19 protein-coding genes are annotated in these 21,685 nt (G+C 63.0%); 9 read left to right on the top strand and 10 right to left on the bottom strand.

Going from position 1 to position 21,685, the window contains the following annotated elements; all coding sequences use genetic code 11:
- Nucleotides 1–36 precede the first annotated feature (36 nt).
- The 6 genes from hmgA (at nt 37) to maiA (ending at nt 6,362) form a co-directional block, all read left to right on the top strand.
- Complete coding sequence (hmgA, locus tag R0J92_RS13400) at nt 37–1,392, top strand: homogentisate 1,2-dioxygenase (RefSeq protein WP_317385210.1); 1,356 nt, start codon at nt 37–39, stop codon at nt 1,390–1,392.
- A 107-nt stretch (nt 1,393–1,499) separates the two neighbouring features.
- Nucleotides 1,500–2,756 carry a fumarylacetoacetase gene (gene fahA / locus R0J92_RS13395; RefSeq protein WP_411052025.1) on the top strand — a complete coding sequence of 419 codons (1,257 nt, stop codon included), beginning with the start codon at nt 1,500–1,502 and terminating at the stop codon, nt 2,754–2,756.
- An 82-nt stretch (nt 2,757–2,838) separates the two neighbouring features.
- Nucleotides 2,839–3,789: an MBL fold metallo-hydrolase gene (locus R0J92_RS13390; protein ID WP_106164210.1), complete on the top strand. Its 951-nt coding sequence runs from the start codon at nt 2,839–2,841 to the stop codon at nt 3,787–3,789.
- A 120-nt stretch (nt 3,790–3,909) separates the two neighbouring features.
- Nucleotides 3,910–5,523 carry an FAD-dependent oxidoreductase gene (locus R0J92_RS13385; RefSeq protein ID WP_411052024.1) on the top strand — a complete coding sequence of 538 codons (1,614 nt, stop codon included), beginning with the start codon at nt 3,910–3,912 and terminating at the stop codon, nt 5,521–5,523.
- A 4-nt stretch (nt 5,524–5,527) separates the two neighbouring features.
- The gene (locus R0J92_RS13380; protein WP_411052023.1) at nt 5,528–5,734 is read left to right on the top strand and encodes a DUF2783 domain-containing protein; all 207 of its coding nucleotides are present in this window, start codon (nt 5,528–5,530) and stop codon (nt 5,732–5,734) included.
- On the top strand, nt 5,727–6,362 hold the full coding sequence (gene maiA / locus R0J92_RS13375) for a maleylacetoacetate isomerase (RefSeq protein WP_411052022.1): 636 nt from the start codon (nt 5,727–5,729) through the stop codon (nt 6,360–6,362). Before R0J92_RS13380 ends, maiA begins: the two co-directional genes overlap by 8 nt.
- Nucleotides 6,363–6,569: 207 nt before the next feature.
- Here the strand turns inward: maiA and R0J92_RS13370 are convergent, their stop codons facing one another.
- The 7 genes from R0J92_RS13370 to R0J92_RS13340 are packed head-to-tail and all read right to left on the bottom strand — an operon-like array spanning nt 6,570 to nt 13,000.
- Nucleotides 6,570–6,863 carry an amphi-Trp domain-containing protein gene (locus R0J92_RS13370; protein ID WP_411052021.1) on the bottom strand — a complete coding sequence of 98 codons (294 nt, stop codon included), beginning with the start codon at nt 6,861–6,863 and terminating at the stop codon, nt 6,570–6,572.
- A 37-nt stretch (nt 6,864–6,900) separates the two neighbouring features.
- Entirely contained in the window at nt 6,901–8,241 is a 1,341-nt protein-coding gene (locus tag R0J92_RS13365) for a metallophosphoesterase (protein ID WP_411052020.1), read from the bottom strand.
- Nucleotides 8,242–8,252: 11 nt separating this feature from the next.
- The gene (locus tag R0J92_RS13360; RefSeq protein ID WP_411052019.1) at nt 8,253–8,951 is read right to left on the bottom strand and encodes a histidine phosphatase family protein; all 699 of its coding nucleotides are present in this window, start codon (nt 8,949–8,951) and stop codon (nt 8,253–8,255) included.
- Nucleotides 8,944–10,032, bottom strand: coding sequence for an HprK-related kinase B (locus R0J92_RS13355; RefSeq protein WP_411052018.1), 1,089 nt, complete (start codon nt 10,030–10,032; stop codon nt 8,944–8,946). The genes R0J92_RS13360 and R0J92_RS13355 overlap by 8 nt, the downstream gene beginning before the upstream one ends.
- A complete protein-coding gene (locus R0J92_RS13350) occupies nt 10,029–10,916 on the bottom strand; it encodes a GAK system ATP-grasp enzyme (RefSeq protein WP_411052017.1) in 888 nt (295 codons plus the stop codon). The genes R0J92_RS13355 and R0J92_RS13350 overlap by 4 nt, the downstream gene beginning before the upstream one ends.
- The gene (locus R0J92_RS13345) at nt 10,909–12,543 is read right to left on the bottom strand and encodes a phosphotransferase (protein WP_411052016.1); all 1,635 of its coding nucleotides are present in this window, start codon (nt 12,541–12,543) and stop codon (nt 10,909–10,911) included. Before R0J92_RS13345 ends, R0J92_RS13350 begins: the two co-directional genes overlap by 8 nt.
- Complete coding sequence (locus R0J92_RS13340; protein ID WP_411052015.1) at nt 12,530–13,000, bottom strand: NUDIX domain-containing protein; 471 nt, start codon at nt 12,998–13,000, stop codon at nt 12,530–12,532. Before R0J92_RS13340 ends, R0J92_RS13345 begins: the two co-directional genes overlap by 14 nt.
- Between R0J92_RS13340 and R0J92_RS13335 the strand changes: the two genes are divergently transcribed.
- A complete protein-coding gene (locus R0J92_RS13335; protein ID WP_411052014.1) occupies nt 12,986–14,251 on the top strand; it encodes a GAK system CofD-like protein in 1,266 nt (421 codons plus the stop codon). The two genes, R0J92_RS13340 and R0J92_RS13335, sit on opposite strands and share 15 nt — an antisense overlap.
- 622 nt (nt 14,252–14,873) lie before the next feature.
- On the opposite strand, the gene R0J92_RS13330 is transcribed toward R0J92_RS13335, so the two are convergent.
- Nucleotides 14,874–17,087 (bottom strand): transglycosylase domain-containing protein, encoded by a 2,214-nt coding sequence (locus tag R0J92_RS13330; RefSeq protein WP_411052013.1) that lies wholly within the window; start codon nt 17,085–17,087, stop codon nt 14,874–14,876.
- Nucleotides 17,088–17,376: 289 nt separating this feature from the next.
- Here R0J92_RS13330 and R0J92_RS13325 point away from each other — a divergent pair, with 289 nt between their 5' ends.
- Together R0J92_RS13325 and R0J92_RS13320 are read left to right on the top strand one after the other, a co-directional pair.
- The gene (locus tag R0J92_RS13325; RefSeq protein WP_106164198.1) at nt 17,377–17,715 is read left to right on the top strand and encodes a P-II family nitrogen regulator; all 339 of its coding nucleotides are present in this window, start codon (nt 17,377–17,379) and stop codon (nt 17,713–17,715) included.
- Between the two features lie 30 nt (nt 17,716–17,745).
- Nucleotides 17,746–19,071 (top strand): ammonium transporter, encoded by a 1,326-nt coding sequence (locus R0J92_RS13320; RefSeq protein ID WP_106164197.1) that lies wholly within the window; start codon nt 17,746–17,748, stop codon nt 19,069–19,071.
- A 449-nt stretch (nt 19,072–19,520) separates the two neighbouring features.
- On the opposite strand, the gene R0J92_RS13315 is transcribed toward R0J92_RS13320, so the two are convergent.
- Both R0J92_RS13315 and sseA read right to left on the bottom strand, forming a co-directional pair.
- Nucleotides 19,521–20,705 carry an aromatic amino acid transaminase gene (locus R0J92_RS13315; RefSeq protein ID WP_411052012.1) on the bottom strand — a complete coding sequence of 395 codons (1,185 nt, stop codon included), beginning with the start codon at nt 20,703–20,705 and terminating at the stop codon, nt 19,521–19,523.
- 3 nt (nt 20,706–20,708) lie between these two features.
- Nucleotides 20,709–21,560 carry a 3-mercaptopyruvate sulfurtransferase gene (gene sseA, locus R0J92_RS13310; RefSeq protein ID WP_411052011.1) on the bottom strand — a complete coding sequence of 284 codons (852 nt, stop codon included), beginning with the start codon at nt 21,558–21,560 and terminating at the stop codon, nt 20,709–20,711.
- Nucleotides 21,561–21,685: the final 125 nt, after the last annotated feature.

Raw genomic sequence — 21,685 nt, 5'->3', positions numbered from 1 at the left:
TTACCGAGAAAGAAATGCAAGAGGAGGTTGGCCGCAATGACCCGTCACGCACTGCCGGACCAGATGATTCAGGCCCCGTCGAACCAGGGCACCACAGAGGGCTACATGCCCGGATTTGGCAATGATTTTGAAACAGAGGCCCTGCCCGGCGCGCTGCCGCAAGGGATGAACAGCCCGCAGAAATGCGAATATGGTCTTTATGGCGAGCAGCTCTCCGGCACCGCCTTTACCGCCGAGCGCCCGGAGCGCACCTGGTGCTACCGCATTCGTCCCAGCGTCAAGCATTCGCACCGCTACAGCAAGATCGACCTGCCCTACTGGAAGAGCGCGCCGCATATTCCCGAGGATGTGATCTCGCTTGGTCAATACCGCTGGGATCCGGTGCCGCATACGGACGAGGGGCTGACCTGGCTCACCGGCATGCGCAGCATGACCACGGCGGGGGATGTGAACACTCAGGTCGGCATGGCCACCCATGTCTATCTGGTCACCGAATCGATGCAGGACGCCTATTTCTTCTCCGCCGATTCCGAGCTGCTGGTGGTGCCACAAGAGGGCCGGCTGCGCTTTGCCACCGAACTCGGTATCATCGATGTGGAGCCCAAGGAGATCGCCATCATCCCGCGCGGTCTGGTCTATCGGGTCGAGGTGCTGGAGGGGCCGGCGCGCGGGTTCGTCTGCGAAAACTACGGCCAAAAGTTCGACCTGCCGGGCCGTGGCCCGATCGGTGCCAACTGCATGGCCAACCCGCGCGACTTCAAGGCGCCGGTGGCGGCCTATGAGGACCGTGAGGTGCCCTCGACCCTGACTGTGAAATGGTGCGGCCAGTTCCATGAGACCCAGATCGACCAGAGCCCGCTGGATGTGGTGGCCTGGCACGGCAACTATGCGCCTTACAAATACGATCTGCGCACCTACTGCCCGGTCGGCGCCATCCTGTTCGACCATCCGGACCCGTCGATCTTTACCGTGCTGACCGCGCCGTCGGGCCAGCCGGGCACCGCGAATATCGACTTTGTGCTGTTCCGCGAACGCTGGATGGTGGCCGAGAACACCTTCCGCCCGCCGTGGTATCACAAGAACATCATGTCGGAGCTGATGGGCAATATCTACGGCCAGTATGATGCCAAACCACAGGGGTTTGTGCCGGGTGGTGTGAGCCTCCACAACATGATGCTGCCGCATGGGCCGGACAAAGATGCGTTTGAAGGCGCGTCGAATTCCAACCTCGGACCGGAGAAGTTGGAAAACACCATGTCCTTCATGTTCGAGACCCGCTTCCCGCAGCATCTGACGGAGTTTGCCGCCAAGGAAGCACCGTTGCAGGATGAATACATCGACTGCTGGACCTCGCTGGAGAAGAAATTCGACGGCACCCCGGGCAAGAAGTGACGGGGCGCTGCCCCCTCTGCGGCCCTGACGGGCCGCATTCACCCCCGAGATATTTGTGAAAAGATGAAGCAGGGCCGACAGAGCCCTCACCGCCACAAGGAACGCGCATGCCTTTGAAAAAATCCTGGGTCACCTCGGCCAATTCCGCCGATCACCCCTTCCCGCTCAACAACCTGCCTTACGGCGTGTTTTCCACCGCAGGCACCGATCCGCGCTGCGGTGTGGCCATCGGCGACATGATCCTTGATTTGCAAGCGGCCGAGGCTGCAGGGCTGGTGGATCTGGGTGACGAACCGATGTTCGAGATGCCGTTCTGGAACGAGATCATGGAAGAAGGGCCGGCACTCTGGACCGCCCTGCGCAATCGCCTGATCGCTTTGCTGCAGGATGGTGCCGAAGAGCAGAAGAAGGTGGAGCCCTGCCTTGTTCCCATGGCTGATGCAGAGCTGCACATGCCGGTGATCGTGTCGGAGTACACCGATTTCTATGCTGGCCGTCACCACGCCACCAATGTGGGCACCATGTTCCGCGGCGCCGAGAATGCGTTGCCGCCGAACTGGCTGCATATCCCGATCGGTTATAACGGTCGCGCCTCGTCGGTCGTGGTCTCCGGCACCGATGTGCGCCGCCCCTGGGGGCAGCTGAAGGGGCCGAATGATGCAGCCCCTCGCTGGGCACCCTGTGCGCGCTTCGACATCGAACTGGAGATGGGCGCGCTTGTCGGCACCCCCTCCGAGGGTCCGATCACGGTACAGGAAGCCGATGACAACATCTTTGGCTATGTGCTGCTGAACGATTGGTCGGCCCGCGACATCCAGGCTTGGGAATACCAGCCGCTGGGCCCGTTCCAAGCCAAGGCGACCGCCACCTCCATCAGCCCCTGGATCGTCACCAAGGCGGCGCTCGAACCGTTCCGCTGCGACACGCCTGCCCGCGAGGTAGAGCTTCTGGACCATCTGAAAGATTGCGGCCCGATGCTGTATGACATCGACCTGGAGGTCACCCTGCGCCCCGAAGGCGGCGAGGACGCCACCATCGCGCGCACCAACTACAAGGAAATGTACTATTCCGCCGCGCAGCAACTGGCGCATCACACCACCTCCGGCTGCCCGATGACCCCGGGCGACCTCCTCGGCTCCGGCACTATTTCAGGCCCTGAAAAGGACCAACGCGGCTCGCTCTTGGAGCTCAGCTGGGGCGGCAAGGAGCCGTTGACCCTGCCCACGGGCGAGAGCCGCAGCTTCATCGAGGATGGCGATACGCTGACCCTGATGGGCGCGGCGAAGGGCGATGGTTATACCATCGGTTTCGGCGACTGCACCGGCACTGTATTGCCCGCGCTCAGCGATCCTTACGCACGCTAGGATCTTCATCTTTTCTCAAATACCTCCGCCGGAGGCACCCCAACCTGACCTTCGGCGGAACAGACAAAAAGGACACGACCCTATGGCCAAAGCCTTCGCATCCCAGGGCGACATGAGCGAAAAGAACATCTCCTTCACCGAGGTGGGCGAAGGCCTTTATGCCTTCACCGCCGAAGGAGACCCGAACTCCGGCGTCATCATTGGCGACGACAGCGTCATGATCGTCGAGGCGCAGGCGACCCCGCGCCTTGCCAACAAGGTCATCGACTGCGTGCGCTCGGTCACAGACAAGCCGATCTCTCATGTGGTGCTGACCCACTATCACGCAGTGCGCGTACTGGGGGCCTCGGCCTTTGGCGCCGAGAACATCATCATGTCCGACACCGCCCGCGCCATGGTGGTGGAACGCGGACAGGAAGACTGGGACAGCGAATTCCAGCGCTTCCCGCGCCTGTTTGAGGGCCATGAGAGCATTCCAGGCCTCACTTGGCCCACCACCACTTTCTCCGACAGCATGACGGTCTACCTCGGCAATCGCCGCGTCGACATCAAGCATCTGGGTCGCGCCCATACCGCCGGTGATGCGGTGATCCATGTGCCGGATCAAAACGTCATGTTCACCGGCGACATCGTCGAATACCACTCCGCCTGCTATTGCGGTGACGGGCATTTTGGCGATTGGGGCAACACGCTCGACAACATCAAATCCTATGATGTGGACGCCATCGCCCCCGGTCGCGGCGACGCCCTCGTGGGCAAGGAGATGGTCAACGCTGCCATCGAGAACACCCGCGACTTTGTCGACAGCACCTATCGCCCGGCGGCAAAGGTCGCAGCCCGTGGCGGGTCGCTGAAAGAGGCCTGGGACGCGGTGCGTGAGGCCTGTGATCCGAAGTTCAAGGACTACGCGATTTACGAACATTGCCTGCCCTTCAACGTCGCCCGCGCCTATGACGAGGCCCGCGGCATCGACACCCCCCGCATCTGGACCGCACAGCGCGATCTGGAGATGTGGGAAGCCCTGCAGGCCTGAATTCGGCTCTAAACCACCCTTTAGAGCCTATCTTATATGCAACGACGGTTGTCCGTCCTTGCCACCGACCCCGCAACGCGGGGTCGGACCAGAAGCTGTTTGCCGGAGGGAGGAAACCGGATGAACAAGATTTTTGAGGTGCCGCTGTACCCCTATGCACGCCATGCGGATCAGGCGGCGACCCCGCCCGCACGCCACAGGGTCGTCGTGGTCGGCGCAGGGCCGGTCGGCCTCGCCGCGGCCATCGACCTTGCGCAGTCCGGCGTGCCGGTTCTGGTCTTGGATGACAACGACAAGGTCAGCTCCGGCTCCCGCGCCATCTGCTTTGCCAAACGCACATTGGAGATCGCGGATCGGCTTGGCGTCGGGCACGCCATGGCCGACAAGGGTGTCGAATGGAACATGGGCAAAGTCTTCTTCGGGGATCGCAAGGTCTATGACTTCAACCTGCTGCCCGAGGACGGTCACCAGTTCCCCGCCTTCGTGAACCTGCAGCAATACTATATCGAGGACTACCTCGTGGACCGTGTGCGCAGCCTGCAGGCCGCCGGCGCGCCCATCGAGATCCGCGGCAAGAACAGGGTCGCGGGTGTGACGGATCACGGCAGCCACGCCACGCTCACCATCGACACCCCGGATGGAGGCTACACGCTTGAGGCCGAATGGCTGATCGCCTGCGACGGCGCCGGCTCGCCGATCCGCGCACAAATGGGGCTCGATTTTGTCGGCCGGGTGTTTGAGGACAATTTCCTGATCGCCGACGTCACCATGGAGGCTGATTTTCCGACCGAACGCTGGTTCTGGTTCGACCCGCCCTTCAACAAGGGGCAATCGGCACTTCTGCACAAACAGCCCGACGGGGTCTGGCGCATCGACCTGCAGCTCGGCTGGGACATCGACAAGGCGGAGGAGAAGAAGCCCGAGAATGTCATCCCCCGGCTCGAAGCGATGCTGGGCGAGGATGTGCAGTTCGAACTGGAGTGGGTCTCCATCTACACATTCCAATGCCGCCGCATGGAGAGGTTCCGTCACGGCCGGGTGATCTTTGCCGGCGACAGCGCCCATCAGGTCTCACCCTTTGGCGCACGCGGGGCGAACTCCGGCCTGCAGGACACCGACAATCTGATGTGGAAATTGAAACTGGTGCTGGAGGGGCTGGCGGACAACAGCCTGCTGGACAGTTACGACGCGGAACGGATTGCGGCGGCAGAAGAAAACATCCTGAACTCCTCGCGCTCCACCGATTTCATCACGCCGAAATCGGAGATGTCGCGCATCTTCCGCGACGCGGTGCTGGACCTGTCGGAGCATCACGGGTTCGCGCGCCCGCTGGTGAATTCCGGGCGCCTGTCGCTGCCCTCGATCTATGATGGCTCGCCGCTCAACTCCGACGATCATCTGCCCGGCGGGCCAGCCCGCACACGCCCCGGCGCGCCCTGCCCGGATGCCCCGATCAAGGACGGCTTCCTGCTGCCGCAGCTTGGCAACACCTTCACCCTGCTGGCGATCAACGCAGAGGCGCCAGAGACGCTGGAAGAGGCGGGCGTGACGATCTCCAGGCTCTCGATCTCAACCGATGATGCAACAACCACCGCGCTGCGTGATCGCTATCTGGGCACGGGCGCCTCTGCCATCTACCTGATCCGGCCCGACCAACACGTGGCAACCCGCATGCCCGCGTTTGACGATGCCAAGATCCGCGCCGCCATGCGCCGCACCATCGGCAAGGAGTAACCCGATGCCCGAGACACTGACGCTGACCGCAAACCTTGCGACCCCGGATGACACTTACGCAATGCTGCTGACGGCGCATGAGGGGCTGAGCAAGGCTCAAAGCGACGCCCTCAATGCGCGCCTGATCCTGATCCTGGCCAACCACATAGGGGAGGCGGAGATCCTGAAACAGGCTCTAACACAGGCCAAAGCGGGTCTGATCGATGGCTGACACCGTGCTCTGGGACTATTGGCGCTCCTCCGCGAGCTACCGGTTGCGTATCGCGCTCAACCTCGCAGGCATCTCCTATGAGAGCCGCTCCGTCGACCTGGTGGCGGGTGACCATCGCACGGCAGATCATCTGGCGCGCAACCCGCAGGGGCTGGTGCCGGTGCTCGATATCGACGGGCAGCGGTTCACCCAGTCGCTGGCCTGCCTCACCTATCTGGACGCCACGCGGGGGCTTGGGTTGAGGCCGCAGGATCCCGTCGCCCGCGCTCATGTGGAGGCCCTGGCGCAGAGCATTGCGGTGGATCTGCATCCGGTCTGCAACCTCTCGGTCGCCCGCTTCGGCGTCTCGCAAAGTGGCGGCGCCCTCGACATGGCGGGCTGGATGCATCACTTCATCGGCCCCGGGCTGCAGGCCTTCGCAGCACTGCTGGAACGATGGGAGGATGCGCCGTTCTGCACAGGAGCGTCACCAAGCCTTGCCGATATCTGCCTGATGCCGCAGCTCTACAATGCGCGCCGCTGGGAGGTGGATCTCGCGCCCTTCTCGCGTCTGTTGCGTATTGAGCAGAGCTGCGCCGCACACCCGGCCTTTGACGCAGCGCACCCAGATCGGCACAGGCCGGGCTGACATTTAACTGCACATCACGTTTGAGGAGTTTCGCTTCGGGCTTTGCCCGAAGCGATCGGCGCCGCGCGCGCCCCTGCGGAGCGCGCGCGGCGCCGGGCCCAACTGTTTCGACAAGCCAACAGGCGCTGAGAAACAGGCGGGAGCCCCCCCAATTGTCCTGTTCGAAGCCTTTGAGCAGGTATTCTCGCAGAGCAGGCCCAATCGCCCCTAGCCGCGCGCTTTGACCTTTGGCGCAGATTTCTGCTGAAGATCATCGTCACGTTCAGTCCAGCTGACGCGAAAATCGACCTTGCATTGGCCGTCGTTGCGCTCGGCCCGGATGCGCAGGGTCAGCAGCCCTTCGGGGTTCAGCACGATTTCACCCTCGTCATCGCTCAGGCTCAGCTCGCCCTTGGCCAGCCCTTTGCCGATGGCATCCACCAACCCCTTGATCGTCTTGCGATCCTGCAGGGAGTCGTGGCGAAATCGCGCGTCGTCGCCTGTCTTGTCGTCCTTGGCCATCACTGCCCGTCCTGATCTCAGCTGCGTGAGTGCGGCTCTAACGCGGCAGGAATTGCCGCTCCGGCGCAAAATGCTTGGCGCGCGGGTAATCTGTGCTCAAACCGATGACATCCCCGCTGGGAAAGATCAAGGTGGCCCCCGCCCCGATGCCGGAGAGCCCTTCCAACCGACGCGACGCCCGGTCCAGCGTCACATCCCCTTCAAGGTGCAGCAGCCCCTGTTTAGCAAGTAGCCGCTGGCCGCTTTGATTGTTCACATGCCCCTGCACCACCATATGGATGCCAAGCCCATGCAGCACGGCGACGCCCTGCTGTGTCAGTGCCGCATCAGAGGCGCGATATTTTGTCCGCACCAGATTGGCCAATGGTCCGAAATAGAAAGCAAAGGGGTGCGCGCCCTGCTCCGCCCTGTAGCGGGCGTTGATGCCAGCAGCGCCTGCCTCGGACAGCAACTCGCACATGCTGTCGTCGATCCCGGCGTGCACAAACAGCAGCGAACCCAGCTGGCAGACCACATCCATCGACTCGTAAAACCAGGCGTAGTCGCCCCCGGACGTGAAAAACACCTCGCGGCATTTGAGCGCTGCGGCCAGCACCATCCGCGAGGTCAGCCCCGCCCGGGCAACCTCCGCATCAAACTGTGCGGCCTTCTTTGCCAGCTTCTCCACTTCGGACGCAACGGCGGCTGCATTCAAATGACGCGCGGCGGCAACCGAGAACCGTTCGGCCCAGTCGCGACCGGGGTGCAGGCGCGCGCGGCAGCTGGCCTCATCCGGCAGGGCGGCCAGATCCGCATCGCACACGTAGCGGTCATGAACCTCGCGCAGCAGCGGGATGATCTTGCGCCCCATGCGCACCAGAAGATGTTCGGTCAGCGCCGTGGGTGTCTCGTGCAGGGCGGCGACAGCCAGCCGCAGGCGCAGGTCGTGGTTGCCCGCCAGGATGCGCAGATCCGGCCCCTTGGCCATCAGCGTGCCCAGCGCATCCAGCATGTCCAGATCGCTCGGCCCCTTGTCGAGACAATCACCGCCGATCAGGATGGTGGCACTCTGGCCAAATTCGGTCAGGCTGAACCCGCCCGGCTCCGCCCGTCCACGCCGGATCAGACCGGCGGCCACAAGCGAGCGCAGGAACCCCTCGGCATCGGCATGGGTGTCGGAAAGAAACACCACCGGCTTGGCAGGCCAGCGCCAGCCACCATGGGCCTCAGCGCGTTCCAGACAGGCCTGCAGGTGATTGGCGCTTTCGGGACGGGCACAGCCGGAATGCGCCGCGGTCACGCACCAGCGTTCCAGCTCCTTCGGCAGGTCGGACAATTCGCCAACGGGGTCATGAATGGGCGGCAAAAGCGGGGAACGGGCGGTGTGGCAGCTCTGCAAGGCGTCTGTCCCTAGTCCAGATGGGTCTCCTGTCTCTGCCGCTGCTTCCAGGCACCGCCAAAGTGCGACCATCTACCACCCCCCATGTAACAGAGCAGTAACGGCTGCGCGTGATGCATCGAGAGTTGCGGAATATCGCCCAAGGCCAGCAGACCGAGGTGATGTGCTGCATGGCGAAAGGACGCCCCATGCCCAACACAGAGCGTCAGGCTCTCCGCCGCGGCGGCCTCGGCCACATCGGTCAGATGGCTGGTCACACGCGCGCCCGCCTCCAGCAGCGACTCGGCGTCCTGAAATGGCAAACGGTAGTGGCTGTCGGACTTCCATCCCACCGGGGGGGTATCATAGCGGGGGTCCAGCTGCAGCAGGGTCTCGATCTCTGTCGTGGTCAAATTTGCCACCGCACCGACGCTGCGCTCTGCCAAACGGGGGGTCTCGGCGATGTCTGACACGGCGTGCCCCGCCTGGCGCAAGACGCCAGCAATCCCCTCCGCCGTCTGCCACGCGCGGAGCTGATGCGAGGCATGGATCACCGGCGAAAGGCTCCAGCTCTCCCGTATCAGAGCCGCGTTCAGCGCTTCGCCGCAGGCCTTCGCCTGCGCCAACCCGTCTTCGGTCAGGGGAAACGGCTGCAACGCGGAGGGCGCACCGGGTTTCTGGTGATAGGCCCCGTGGCGGATCAATGCGATGTAGCGTGCGCCGTCAGGCATCAAACAGCTCGCGCCCAAGATAGGCGATGGCATCGAAATCCAGCCGTCCTGTCACCTCCTGCACCCGCACATTGCGCAATGCCGCAAGATAGCCCTCGGGATCGGGGGCTGCCGTGTCACGCAGGAAGCTGCCATCGGGGAACTGGTAGAACGGGCCCGCACTCTTCATGATCGCGGCCAGCAAGTCCGGGCGCACCGCAAGATCGATCTCCTCGATCATGGTCACCTGTTCCTCGTCACGCTGCCAGTTCAACACCCAGAAATCCGTCAGCGGCGCGGCATATGTGATACGCCCCGCGCCATATATGTCGGAAATGAACAGGTCGTATTTTTCCTCCAGCTGCCACAGGTCATCCGCTGGCATGGCCCGAAGCTCCGCCTTGCGCTGCGCGCTGAGCATGTCGTGCAGACGATCATTGCCAAGAATGGTGCCCGGGTTGATGCGCGGATGTTTCGGAATACCGAGCCCCTGCGCCCCCAGGCCGTCGGCCTGCACCAAAAGCCGGTCATTGGTCATGAACGACATGCCGGGGATATCCATCATGCGCAGGATCGAGGTGGATTTGCCGCCGCCCGACAGACCGGCAATGGCCAATGTGCGCCCGCCCTTGCTGACGGCGGCAGCGTGGCAAATCTCCCAACCGGCACGCTGACGGTTGTTCAGCACCTGCGTATTGACGAAATTCACCACTTGATTGGCATTTTCCGTTACCGGGCCAAAGGCCACCAGAAGGTCAGTGGACTGCAGGAAGGTCACGCCGGTGCGGCGCTTGTGGATCAGCCGCCCGTCGGTCAGATCATGGATCGCATCCTTGCGCCCGGTCTTGCCCGGCTCGCGCGCCCAATCCTGCCAGGCCGGGGCGGGATCAAGGGTCTGCCCTTCGACCACATGCACGGTGATGTCCGGGTTGGCGACCACATCCGTGGCTTCCTTGAAGTAGTCGGCCAACACGTCGCGCAGCGGGCCTTCGCAGAGAATGCAGACCGAGACCGGCCCGACGCGCAACCTCAGCGGCTCTGCGGCCTGCGCGCCGCGGAGCTCCAGTTGCGCCACGATATCGGAGACCGTTGTCAGGCTCATGCAGATACTCCCGCCACCACGTGATCGGCCACCCGCGCCGCCGCATCAATGCCGCAGCCTTCCTTGACGCCGCGATAGCCGCCAAAAGCGGAGACTTCGAAGACGATTGGGCCGCTGTCGGTCAGGGCCACATCCACGGTGGTGAAGGTCAGGCCAAAGGGCGCCTGCGCCCGTCGACCAAGCTCGATCAGCGCGGCATCAGGCTCAAACGCCTCATATTTGCCGCCCGACAGGATGGTGGTGTTCCAGCTGGCCTCGTCCTGTTTCACCCGCGCATAGGTGCAGACATAGTCGCCGCCCAGAAAAACCATGCCAAGATCCTGGCCCGACAGCTCACGTTTGGCCTGAACATACATCACCGGGTTGTCCGCCTTGAAGGCCGCGATCTGCCCTGCCGCATCCGCATCGCTGGAGGAAATCAGGCACATGCCGCGCGCCTTGGTGGAGAACAGCGGCTTGAACACCGCACTGCCATAGGCCTGAACCGCCTGCAGCGCAGCCGTTTCATCTTCGGTGATGGTGGTCGGCGGCATCGGGATCCCGGCGTTGGCCAGCGTCACCGTGCAGGCCAACCGGTCCATCAGCCGCAGGATCGCCTCGGGACGGCTGTAGATTTTCACGCCCTTGGCCTCGGCCACGCGCAGCATCTCCAGCCGGTCCAGCGCGTGGTAGCTATAGACCTCCGAGATCTTCTTGATCACCAGCCCGTCAAGCTGGCACAGATCCTGCCCGCGATAGACCAGCGCGCCGGTGCCGAGATCCAGCGAGACTTCGGCCATGTCGATCACCAGGCGAAACCCGGTCCGCGCCTCCAGGGCGTCGGCGATGGCCTCCGTCGACCATTTTCCCGGGATGCCAATCACCCCGATTTTCAGTTCAGTCACCAAACAGCTCCTTGATCGGCAATTTCAGTCGGGCTTCGCGCCCCTCGGGCACGGCGAGGGCCAAGTCCAGCAGATAACGTGCACGCAGGAACATGCGCCGGGCGTGCTCCTTGTCGAACACAAACCGGGTGGACGAGGCAAAGCTGCGCGCCAGCCCCAGCGCCAACCGGTATTCAAACGTGGTGTCCTTGCGCGCCCGGGCGAATCTGGCCGCCATCCGATGCAGCCCTAGCGCGGTGTCGCCAATGCGGGCCCGCACCGGGCCGTCCTGCACCTGCAGACGGTAGTTCGATACCATGAAGACAGAGACATCCTGCACGTAGTCCATGTAGCGCGAGCGATGCAGATCAATAAACCGGATCTTTCGCTCTGCAGGATCATAGATCACATTGTCGAGGTTGAAATCCCCGTGGATATAGACCGAAAAAGGTGCCGCGACCTGCGTTTCGCGCTTCTCCGCCGCCTTCAGCAATTCCGCAAAGGCAGGCTGTTTCACCCCCTGAATGCGGGCCGCGCCGGTGTCAAACTCCGGGTGGACACGGTAGACGTCCTTCATCCGGGCCGAGAGCTGCTTCATCGCCTGCATCTCTGCCGGATCATCGGACTGGGTCCGGGTCCAGATATCGGTGAGTGTCTTGTGCAGCGCGCTCTGCGCCGCCGCCAGAGTTGCGTCGCCTTCGTTCAACAGAGCATGTTCAAACGTGTAGCCCGACAGATGCTCGATCAACAACGCCGCCGACTGGCCGCGTTTTTCATAGGACAGGATGCGCGGCGCAAGGCCGGGATAGATCGCGTGCCAGCTTTTGACCCCGGCGCGCTCTTCCTTGACCTTGCTTTTTTCGCCGTCCTTGAAGACCGCGTCGATCAGATCGCCCGCCTTGTCGCGAGTGCTGACCGAGGAGATGGCGCTGCCGGACCGGGTTTCGGCCAGCGGCTTCAACGTCAGGTCGTCATCAGCCACCTTGCTGCCGGACAACACGCTCCGCAGGGTGAAATAGCGTTCGAACTGCACATTCTGCCCGATCGAGATCGACAGCAGCGCCTCCGAGATGCCCTGCAGGCTCTCGCCCATACGGCGCACCTCGTTAAGCACCAAGAGCGCATTGGCCAGATCCTCGGTATGGCGGGTGTCGCGCATGTCGCGGGTATAAGTGCGAAACATCCGGTCGTAGAAGTCATCGACCTCGGCCTTGTTCTGACCAATCGCAATAGCGCTCTTGCCGTCATTGGCCTCCAGCGCCGGCAAGACCTCGTGCAACGCACAGGCCACCTGTCTCAGCACCTTGCGATAGGCCTCGGGGCGCAGGAGCTTCACGCGCTGCACGTCCTCGGCATGCAACAGCGCCATACGGGACAGGCGCGACAGCTGGTCAAGGTTGCGGGCAATGGTGTCGACATTCTGCAGCAGCAAGCGCCTGGACTGCGAAGACTTGCCACGGGTCGTGGCGCTACGACAGGCGGCTTGCACCCGCGACCACAGGTTATGGGCATAGCCCGCCCGCAGCACCACCTTCTGCGCGCCATCGGCCGAAGGCTCCTTGAAGTAAGCCAGCAGGTTGGACATCTGGCCGTCCAGCTCCGCCAGCAGAAACGCCAGGTTTTCCTGTGCTGCCTCAGGCAGTTTCATCTTGCACGACCCCTTGGTACGTCTCTGCGGTCTTGTCCGTTAGCAGCGCACCATAGGGCGGGTCAAACAGCGCGGCTTCGACAACTGGGTCGGCCCACCGCACCGCGATCTGCTTTGAATCCGGATGCTGACCCATCTGGGGGACATATGTGTCATCCACATGACAGACGAACAGATGTTCCACCTGATGGCGCAGCCCCTCGGGGCGTTTCCTGTAGGTTTCCAGCACTTGCAGCAGCGGCCCCACCCGCACCTTGGCGCCGACTTCTTCCAGCGCTTCGCGCCGGGTCGCCTCGGTCAGGGTCTCGCCAGGCTCCATCCGGCCACCGGGCAGGCCGAGGTAGATGCGCCCGTCGGCGGCCTGTTTCACCTGCACCAGAACGCGCCCCTCACGCCAGATCACTGCCCTTGCGGCGATGCGGATAACCTCGAGGAACTCTGGTTGGCGAGTGGGCATGGCAAGCCTGTGGTGTTTTGGCAAAAGGAATGGCATGGTCGCCGCGAGCTGCACGAACGGGTGACCATGTCCGATATCTCGATTCTACGCCACGCCTCGGTTCCCGACAACCTGCGCATCGCGCGCTCCCTTGCCGCCCCCAACCTCGGGCCGCGTCTGCTGTTCTTTTCCGGCGGCAGTGCGCTCAACGAAATTTCCCGCAAGCTTAAGCTCTACACGCATAATTCGGCGCATCTGATCACGCCGTTCGACAGTGGTGGCTCCTCTCAGGTGCTGCGCGAGGCCTTTGGCATGCCCGCCGTCGGCGATCTGCGCAGCCGGCTGATGGCGCTGGCGGATGAGACCGAACTGGGCCAGCCCGACATCTACCGGCTGTTTTCGCACCGGTTGCCCAAGGACGTAAGCGACAAGGAGTTGGCGCGCGAGGTGGCCAGCCTGTTCGATGGCGCGCACCCGCTGCTGAAGGCGCTGTCGAAACCGATGCGACAGCTGATCGTCGGCTATCTGCGCCATTTTGAGGACGCCGCGCCCAAAGGACTGGATTACCGCAATGCCAGCATCGGCAACCTGATCCTGGCGGGGGGCTACCTCGACAATGACCGGGTGTTGGAGCCGGTGCTGTTCCTGATGTCGAAGATGGTCGATGTGCGCGGCATCGTGCGCCCGATTGCCGATGTGAACCTGCAGATCGGCGCCGAGCTTGAGGACGGGCGGCGCGTCATCGGTCAGCGCCAGATGACCGGTAAGGAAAGCGCGCCACTGGGCACCCGGATCACGCGCCTGTTTCTCTCCGATGGGTCTAGCGAACTGCCCGCCGAAACGGCGCGCCTGCCGAAGCGGAACCAGAAGCTGATCGCCGCCAGTGACCTGATCTGCTACCCGCCCGGCAGTCTCTATTCCAGCGTGATCTCAAACCTGCTGCCGGCTGGTGTCGGTCGCGCCATTGCAGCGCGCAATGTGCCTAAGGCTTACATCCCCAGCCTTGGCGATGACCCGGAGTGTCACGGCATGCGCCTGTCGGACCAGATCTCCGCGCTGCTGGCTGCCATGCGCCGGGACGTCGGGGACGATATCCCTACCGCAGCCTTGCTCAGCCATGTCATCTGCGATGCAAAGACCCCTGCCAAAGAATGCGACCGCGTCGTCGCAGATCACGATGTCGCTTGCCACAGACTGCCACTGTCGCGCGGGGACCGCCCCGACCGCTATGACCCGGAAGCGGTTTGCAGCCTGCTGATCTCACTCGCGTGAACCCGCCCCTCCTTCGGGCTATCGACAAATCGTCCTAAACTGAACCGAAGCTCCGCAATTTCGACACAGGACCATCGCGCGGTCTGACGCGCCGCCGGATATCTCCCTCCACAACAGAGTGATGCTTCAGGAGGTTCAGATTGATGGCATACCCAATGGCAATGTCCACCGGCGCAAAGACCAAGGCCCCTTCGCGCGCAAGCTCGGCCGGCATATTCGCAAGCGTATGCGTCGCGGTCACGGCGCTGATCGTGGCGACCTCGCCTGTGCATGCGTCAGACAGACCGATGTCTCACGCCATCACCTCAGCCCCGGCGCAGCCTTTGCTACAGCGATTGCGTGACCTCAGTGCCCCAAACGGCAATGACATGCGCGCGACGCAGGCTGCAGGCTTGCCTGTCTCTCATCCGATACAGACTTCCGCATCGACGGCGGGGTGATGGGGCGGTCGCATCTGCCTCACATCCCGCCTCACGTGTCACCACATACGCCGGACGGCGGCCCTTGGGCAGACGAGCCCTGACCTGGCGCGGGATGTTGCGCGCGCCCCCTATTCTCGTGGGATCACGCAGTCAGAGCCAACGCAGCAGGGCTGCATAGACTGAGCCTCTGCGAAGGGCGCTTAGTTGCCGAAGATATCCCGCAGCACGCCATTCAACGTGCGTTCGATCTCACGTCCCAGACCGCCGCCATTGTTGCGACGCTGTTGCTGGGGCTGCGGCTCGGGCACGGCGATAGGCTCCGGCGCTTTCATCGGCAGCGGCTGCGGTTCAAGCCCTTCATGCACGCGGACCATGGTCTCGCGCCAGATATCCGCAGGAAGACCCCCACCGGTCACGCCGGTCAGGGGCGTATTGTCATCATAGCCCATCCAGACCCCGGCCACGTAATCCGCCGTGAAACCGACAAACCAGGCATCCTTTGCCGCTGAGGTGGTGCCGGATTTACCAGCCGCCTGCCAGCCCGGTATCTGCGCCCGGCGCCCGGTGCCTTCTGCGATGACCTTCTCCATCATCCAGATCAACTCCTGCGCGGCGGCGGGGCGTATCACCCGTTCGCCCATGCCGCCAGAGGCGCCCATCAGCGGTTCGGAATCGCCCACCAACGTCAGCGCATCCACGCCGTAGGGCGTCACGGAAGAGCCGCCGTTCAGGATCCCCGCGTAAGCGCCAGTCATCTCCAGCAGCGTGCTCTCTGACGCACCAAGCGCCAGAGACGGGCCATCGGCCAGGTCGCTCTCGATGCCGAACTCGCCCGCCACATGACGTACATTGTCCCGGCCCACGGCTTCGGACACTTTTACCGCCGGGACGTTCAGGGAATCACGCAACGCCCGGGTCAAAGTGATCTCGCCATAATGCTTGCGGGTGTAGTTCTGCGGGCACCACGGACCGGAGCCGGGGATATCAAGGCAATACTCCGCATCCAGCACCCGGTCATAGGGCGAATATCCAAGCTCCAAAGCCGCCGCATAGACAAACGGCTTGAAGGCGGACCCGGTCTGCCGCTTGGCCTGTGTCGCCCGGTTGAACACGCCCGATGCCCGCACCTTACGCCCGCCGACCATGGCGCGCACGGCGCCATCTGCGCTCATTACCACCACGGCAGCTTGCGCCTTGGACCCTTCGCGGACCTTGTTCTCAAACACATAGTTCACGGCATCTTCCGCCGCCTGCTGCAGACGCTGGTCGAGCGTGGTGCGGATCACCACATCCTCGGTGGTCTGATCGCCAAGGAAGCCTGGCACCGTGTCCATGATCCAATCGGCGAAATAGCCCCCCGCGCGGGCTGCTGCCGCTTCGCTCAGCTCCGCCGGGTTGGCCGCGGCCCGCTGACGTTCCTGTTCGGTCAGATATCCCTGTTCTTCCATCAACCGCAGGACCGTCGCGGCGCGATTGCGCGAGCGTTCGATATTGCTGGTGGGCGCCAGCGTCGAAGGGGCCGTCAGAAGTCCTGCCAGCATCGCCGCTTCGGGCGGGTTGACCTGATTGGCCGACTTGCCAAAGAACCGCTGCGCTGCGGCTTCGGCACCATAGGCACCGCCACCCATATAGGCACGGTTCATATAGATGGAGAGGATCTCGTTCTTGGAGTATTTCGCCTCCATCGCCATTGAGAAGATCGCTTCCTTGGCCTTGCGCCACAGCGACGACTGACGGCAGTCGGACTCATAGGCCGCTTCGCTCTCCCACATGGTCGGATCAAATTGCACGCCCAGACACATCAGCTTGGCGGTCTGCTGGGTAATGGTAGAGCCCCCGTGCCCCGACAGCGGCCCACGTCCCTCGCTCAAATTGATGCGCACCGCGCCGGCGATACCGCGCGGCGAGACGCCGAAGTGGCGATAGAAGCGTTTGTCCTCGGTGGCGACAATGGCGTTCTTCAAATGCGGCGACACCGTATCCGCGGTCACCACACCGCCAAACTGATCCCCGCGCCAGGCAAAGGTCTTGCCCGCGCGATCCAGCAATGTGACTGAGCCCTGGTTCCGACCATCCAGCAGCGCCTGATACTCCGGCAGCTTGGAATAATGATAGGCCACCGCCCCGGCAAGAAAGAGCCCGACCAGAACCCCCATGCGCCAGCTCACGGCCCAGACGGCCCGGAGCACGATTTGGAACGGCATTAACAACCACCCCAACACGCCGCGCTTGCGCGGGGCACGTGCCTTGCGACGCCCAAACAGGCTCCAGCCCTTCTTGGCGCGTGTCGCGGGTTTGCGACGCGGCGCCTTGGCCGGTTTGCGTTTGGGTCCGCCCGCTTGACGCTTCTCCGCGACCAGCGGACCACGTCCTCGCCCAGATGTACCGCGCCCGGAATTGCGCCCCTGCGTCATGCTGAAAATCCTGTTCTGACTGCTCGTATTTTGGGTCTCGTGGGGCTTACGCCCAGCCTCTTTGGCACAGAATAGCGGCTCCTTCTCAGAATGTAGAGAGGCGGTTTTTCGCCAAATGCCATCCAAATTACGCCCAATAAACGAGCAAAGCCCCTTTTTTAAGCGAAATTATTCAGCCGACGCCCGGAAAGCAGGCGCATCAGCCCCCCTAAAACGTTCCCCCGACTCGAGCGGGGCGATCTTCTGCAACTGCAAACAGCGGGCGCAGGGCCCGGGAAAGGGTGTCGAGATGAAATTGATCATTGCTGCCATCAAACCCTTCAAACTGGAGGAGGTCCGCGAGGCGCTGACCACCCTCGGTGTCTCAGGTTTGATGGTAACCGAAATCAAGGGCTTTGGCGCGCAGGCGGGTCACACGGAGATCTACCGCGGCGCTGAGTACGAAGTGAACTTCGTACCGAAAGTGAAGCTGGAAATCGTGGTGCCGTCTGATCTGGCAGATCAGGTGGTTGAGACCATCACCCAGACCGCCCGTACCGGCAAGATCGGCGATGGCAAGATTTTCGTGCTGGACGTGGCCCAGGCCGTGCGCGTGCGCACCGGCGAAACCAATCAGGAAGCGCTCTAACGCGCCCTTCGCAAAGGAAAGCCAAAGACAATGAAGAAACTGACAGTGACACTTGCCGCCACCACGGCGCTGGCGGCCCTGCCGGGTCTGGCCTTCGCCCAGGAGACAGCGGCCGAGACACCGGACATCACCCCCTACATCTTTACGACACTCCTGTTCCTGATCGGCGGGTTCCTGGTGTTCTGGATGGCCGCCGGCTTTGCCATGCTCGAAGCAGGCCTGGTGCGCTCCAAGAACGTGACCATGCAGCTGACCAAGAACGTGGCCTTGTTCTCCATCGCCGCGATCATGTACTGGCTGATCGGCTTCAACCTGATGTACCCAGGCGACGGCTGGCTGATTTCCGGCGTCATGGGCCCGCTGTTCGCGGTCACCTCGCTGGAGCCGGTTGGCCTCGGCGCGGATGCGGCAGCGCTTGATTATGCCTCCGCAGGCTCGGATTTCTTCTTCCAGCTGATGTTCTGCGCCACCACCGCATCCATCGTGTCGGGCACATTGGCGGAGCGCATCAAGCTCTGGCCCTTCCTGATCTTTGTCGCGATCCTGACCGGCGTGATCTATCCGATCGAGGCGTCTTGGCAGTGGGGCGGCGGCTTCCTGTCCGAGATGGGGTTCTCTGACTTTGCCGGCTCCACCCTGGTGCACGCCGCCGGTGGCTTTGCGGCCCTTGCCGGGGCGCTGATCCTCGGCCCGCGTATTGGCAAGTACAAAGAGGGCCGCGTCATCCCGATGCCCGGCTCCAACCTGGCACTGGCGACCCTGGGTACATTCATCCTGTGGCTCGGTTGGTTCGGCTTCAACGGTGGCTCGCAGCTGGCGGCAGGCACCGTGGGCGACGTGACCGATGTGTCTCGCATCTTTGCCAACACCAACATGGCCGCTGCCGCCGGTGCCGTCACCGCGCTGATCCTGACCCAGCTTCTGTTCAAGAAGCCGGACCTCACCATGGTGCTGAACGGCGCGCTGGCCGGTCTGGTGTCGATCACCGCAGGCCCGCTTGACCCGACCCTGTTCGGCGCGCTCTGGATTGGTGCTGTCGGTGGCGTGATCGTGGTCTTCACCGTGCCGATGCTCGACAAGATGAAGATCGACGACGTGGTCGGCGCAATCCCGGTGCACCTGCTGGCGGGTCTCTGGGGCACCTTTGCGGTTCCCTTCTACACCGCAGATACGTCCTTTGTGACCCAGATCATCGGCTTTGCGATCATCGGCGCATTCACCTTCATCGTGTCCGGCATCGTCTGGCTGATCCTGAAGGCCACCATGGGCATCCGCGTCACCGAAGAGGATGAGATCAACGGCCTCGACATGGCGGAACTGGGCATGGAAGCCTACCCGGAGTTCAAGGCCGGCTAACCCACGCCCCCTGCTCTTCTGGAACACTGAAACGCGGCTCTTTCGGGGCCGCGTTTTGCATCTGGACGGGGTGAGGCTCCCGCCCCCCTGCGCAGGCCCTGTCTGACGACAGCCCCCTTCAGGCGTTGGGCCGCGCACCGCTCACGCGGTGCACCCCAGGTGCAGCCGCGGGTCAAGGGCGGCCCCGCCGCCGCGCGGCACGCGCGGTTTACCCTTGAGGCGCGGATGGACCGCGCCCCAGACTCGACAAGGCGCGTTCAGGGCAGACCTGCCCCTGAACCGCTTCTCAGCAGATCCTTTTCTTTCCTTTGCGCCGCGCAGCGGCGCCCGGCCCAACGGGCGCGCCTGCATTTTCAATGCAGGCGGGACGGGCGGGAGGTCCCCCGTCGCAAAAAGAAAACGCGCCCCAATCGGGACGCGCTCTCCATACACAGTCGTAAGGGTCAGGTTCAGACGCCTGCGTCAATGATTGCCTTGGCCAGCACCGGAACCGATTGCGCGTTCAAACCAGCGATGTTCAACCGGCTGTCGCCCACCATGTAAATACCCGCATCCACGCGCATCTTTTCCACCAACTCGGGCGTGGTGCCCAGCAGCGAGAACATGCCACGGTGCTCGGCGATAAAGCCAAACCGGTCGGATCCGGACAGGCGCTGCAGCTCATCCGCCAATTGCTGACGCAGGGCCAGCATGCCCAGACGGGTTTCCTCCAGCTCCTGTTTCCAGTCCGCGCGCAGCTCTGGATCATTCAGGATCGTGGTCACCACACGAGCGCCGTGATCGGGCGGGAAGGAGTAGTTCTGGCGGTTCAGATAGGCCAGTGTCTTCTGGTTCAGACCTTCCGCATCCCCCTGCTGGCTAATCGCCATCAACAGGCCCGTGCGTTCGCGATAGATGCCGAAGTTCTTCGAACAGCTCGCCGCAATCAGGCACTCCGGCACAGAGGACGCCACTAGACGCACGCCCGCGGCGTCTTCTTCCAGACCATCGCCAAAGCCCTGATAGGCGATGTCGACCATTGGGATCAGGCCACGTTCGTTGAGCAATTCGACCACAGCCTGCCACTGCGTGCTGTTCAGATTGGCGCCCGTTGGGTTGTGGCAGCAACCGTGCAGCAGCACCACATCGCCTTCCTTGGCACCCTTCAGATCTTCCAACATGCCATCGAAGTTCACCGCGCCAGTGCTGGCATCAAAATAGCGGTAAACCACGGCCTCGATGCCAACGTATTTCAGGATCGACACGTGGTTCGGCCAGGTCGGATCAGACACGAAGACTCGCGCACCGGGGTTGGCCATCTTGATCAGCTCAAACGCCTGACGGACGGCGCCGGTCCCGCCGGGGGTGGCAGCGGCGGCAATCTTGTCGCGCTCCACTGCGTTGCCGAGGATCAGATCGATCATCGCATCTGCATAGGCAGGATCTCCGGCCAGACCCGTGTAGGCCTTGGTGGCCTGCTCGTCGATGATCCGTTGTTCGGCGACTTTGACCGAGCGCATCACCGGGGTCACGCCCTCGGCGTTCTTGTAGACCCCCACACCCAGATCGACCTTCTGTTCCCGCGGGTCATCACGGTACATCTGCATCAGCGCCAGAATTTTGTCGGCAGGCTGGGGTTTCAGGTTCTCGAACATGTCTTAGTTGTCTCCGGTTGCAACGGGAAGGGTCGGAAAGGCGCCCCATTCGGACCAGGATCCGTCATAGAGCGCGTGGTCGTGCTTGCCCATGCGCTCCATGGCGAGGCTCAGCACGGCAGCCGTGACCCCCGATCCGCAAGAGGTGATGGCAGGTTTGCCAAGGTCGACACCGGCGCCCTCAAAGATCGCGCGCAGCGCGTCCGGGGCTTTCATGGTGCCATTGTCGTTCAAAAGCGTGGTGAAGGGCACGTTCTTCGAGCCGGGAATATGACCCGCTCGCATGCCCGGACGGGGCTCTGGTGCGTCGCCGCGGAACCGCTCGGCTGCACGGGCGTCGATGATCTCGTGATCGCCAAGCTTGGCGGCAGAGGACACCTGCGTCACGTCACGCACGAGCTGGTTCTGCACCCGCACCGTCATGTGGCGGTCGCGGATCACCGGCGGCAGGTCTTCCAACGGACGCTCTTCGGCCTTCCATTTCGGCAGACCGCCATCCAGCACCGCAACATTAAGCTGCCCCATAAGGCGGAACAGCCACCAGACGCGCGCCGCCGAAAACAGGCCCGCGCCGTCATAAATCACCACCTGATGCCCGTCGCCGACACCCAAGGCGCGCAGGCGCGACATGAATTTCTCCACGGGCGGAGCCATATGCGGCAGGTCCGACCGATGGTCGGAAATGTCATCTATGTCGAAGAAGCGTGCGCCAGGAATATGTCCGGCCTCATACTCGGCCTTTGCATCACGTTCCATCTGCGGCAGGTACCAGGATGCATCCAGAATCCGAAGATCGGGATCCTTCAGATGCGCGGCCAGCCAGTCGGTGGAAACCAGGGTTTTTGGATCGTCCATTCTCAACGCCTCCCGGGACTTGCGTTGGCGAAATGCCTACTACCCGCGCCCCGGTCGTGCAAGGCTGCTGAGGCCGCTTTCATGCCCGCCCGCCGCAAATCCACCAATGTCATGCGCTATCAGCG

Origin of the sequence: Tritonibacter sp. SIMBA_163 (assembly GCF_046535935.1) — a bacterium.
Classification (GTDB): domain Bacteria; phylum Pseudomonadota; class Alphaproteobacteria; order Rhodobacterales; family Rhodobacteraceae; genus Epibacterium; species Epibacterium scottomollicae.
The sequence above is the reverse complement of the archived record's forward strand: the minus strand, read 5'-3'. Positions and strand labels throughout refer to the sequence as shown.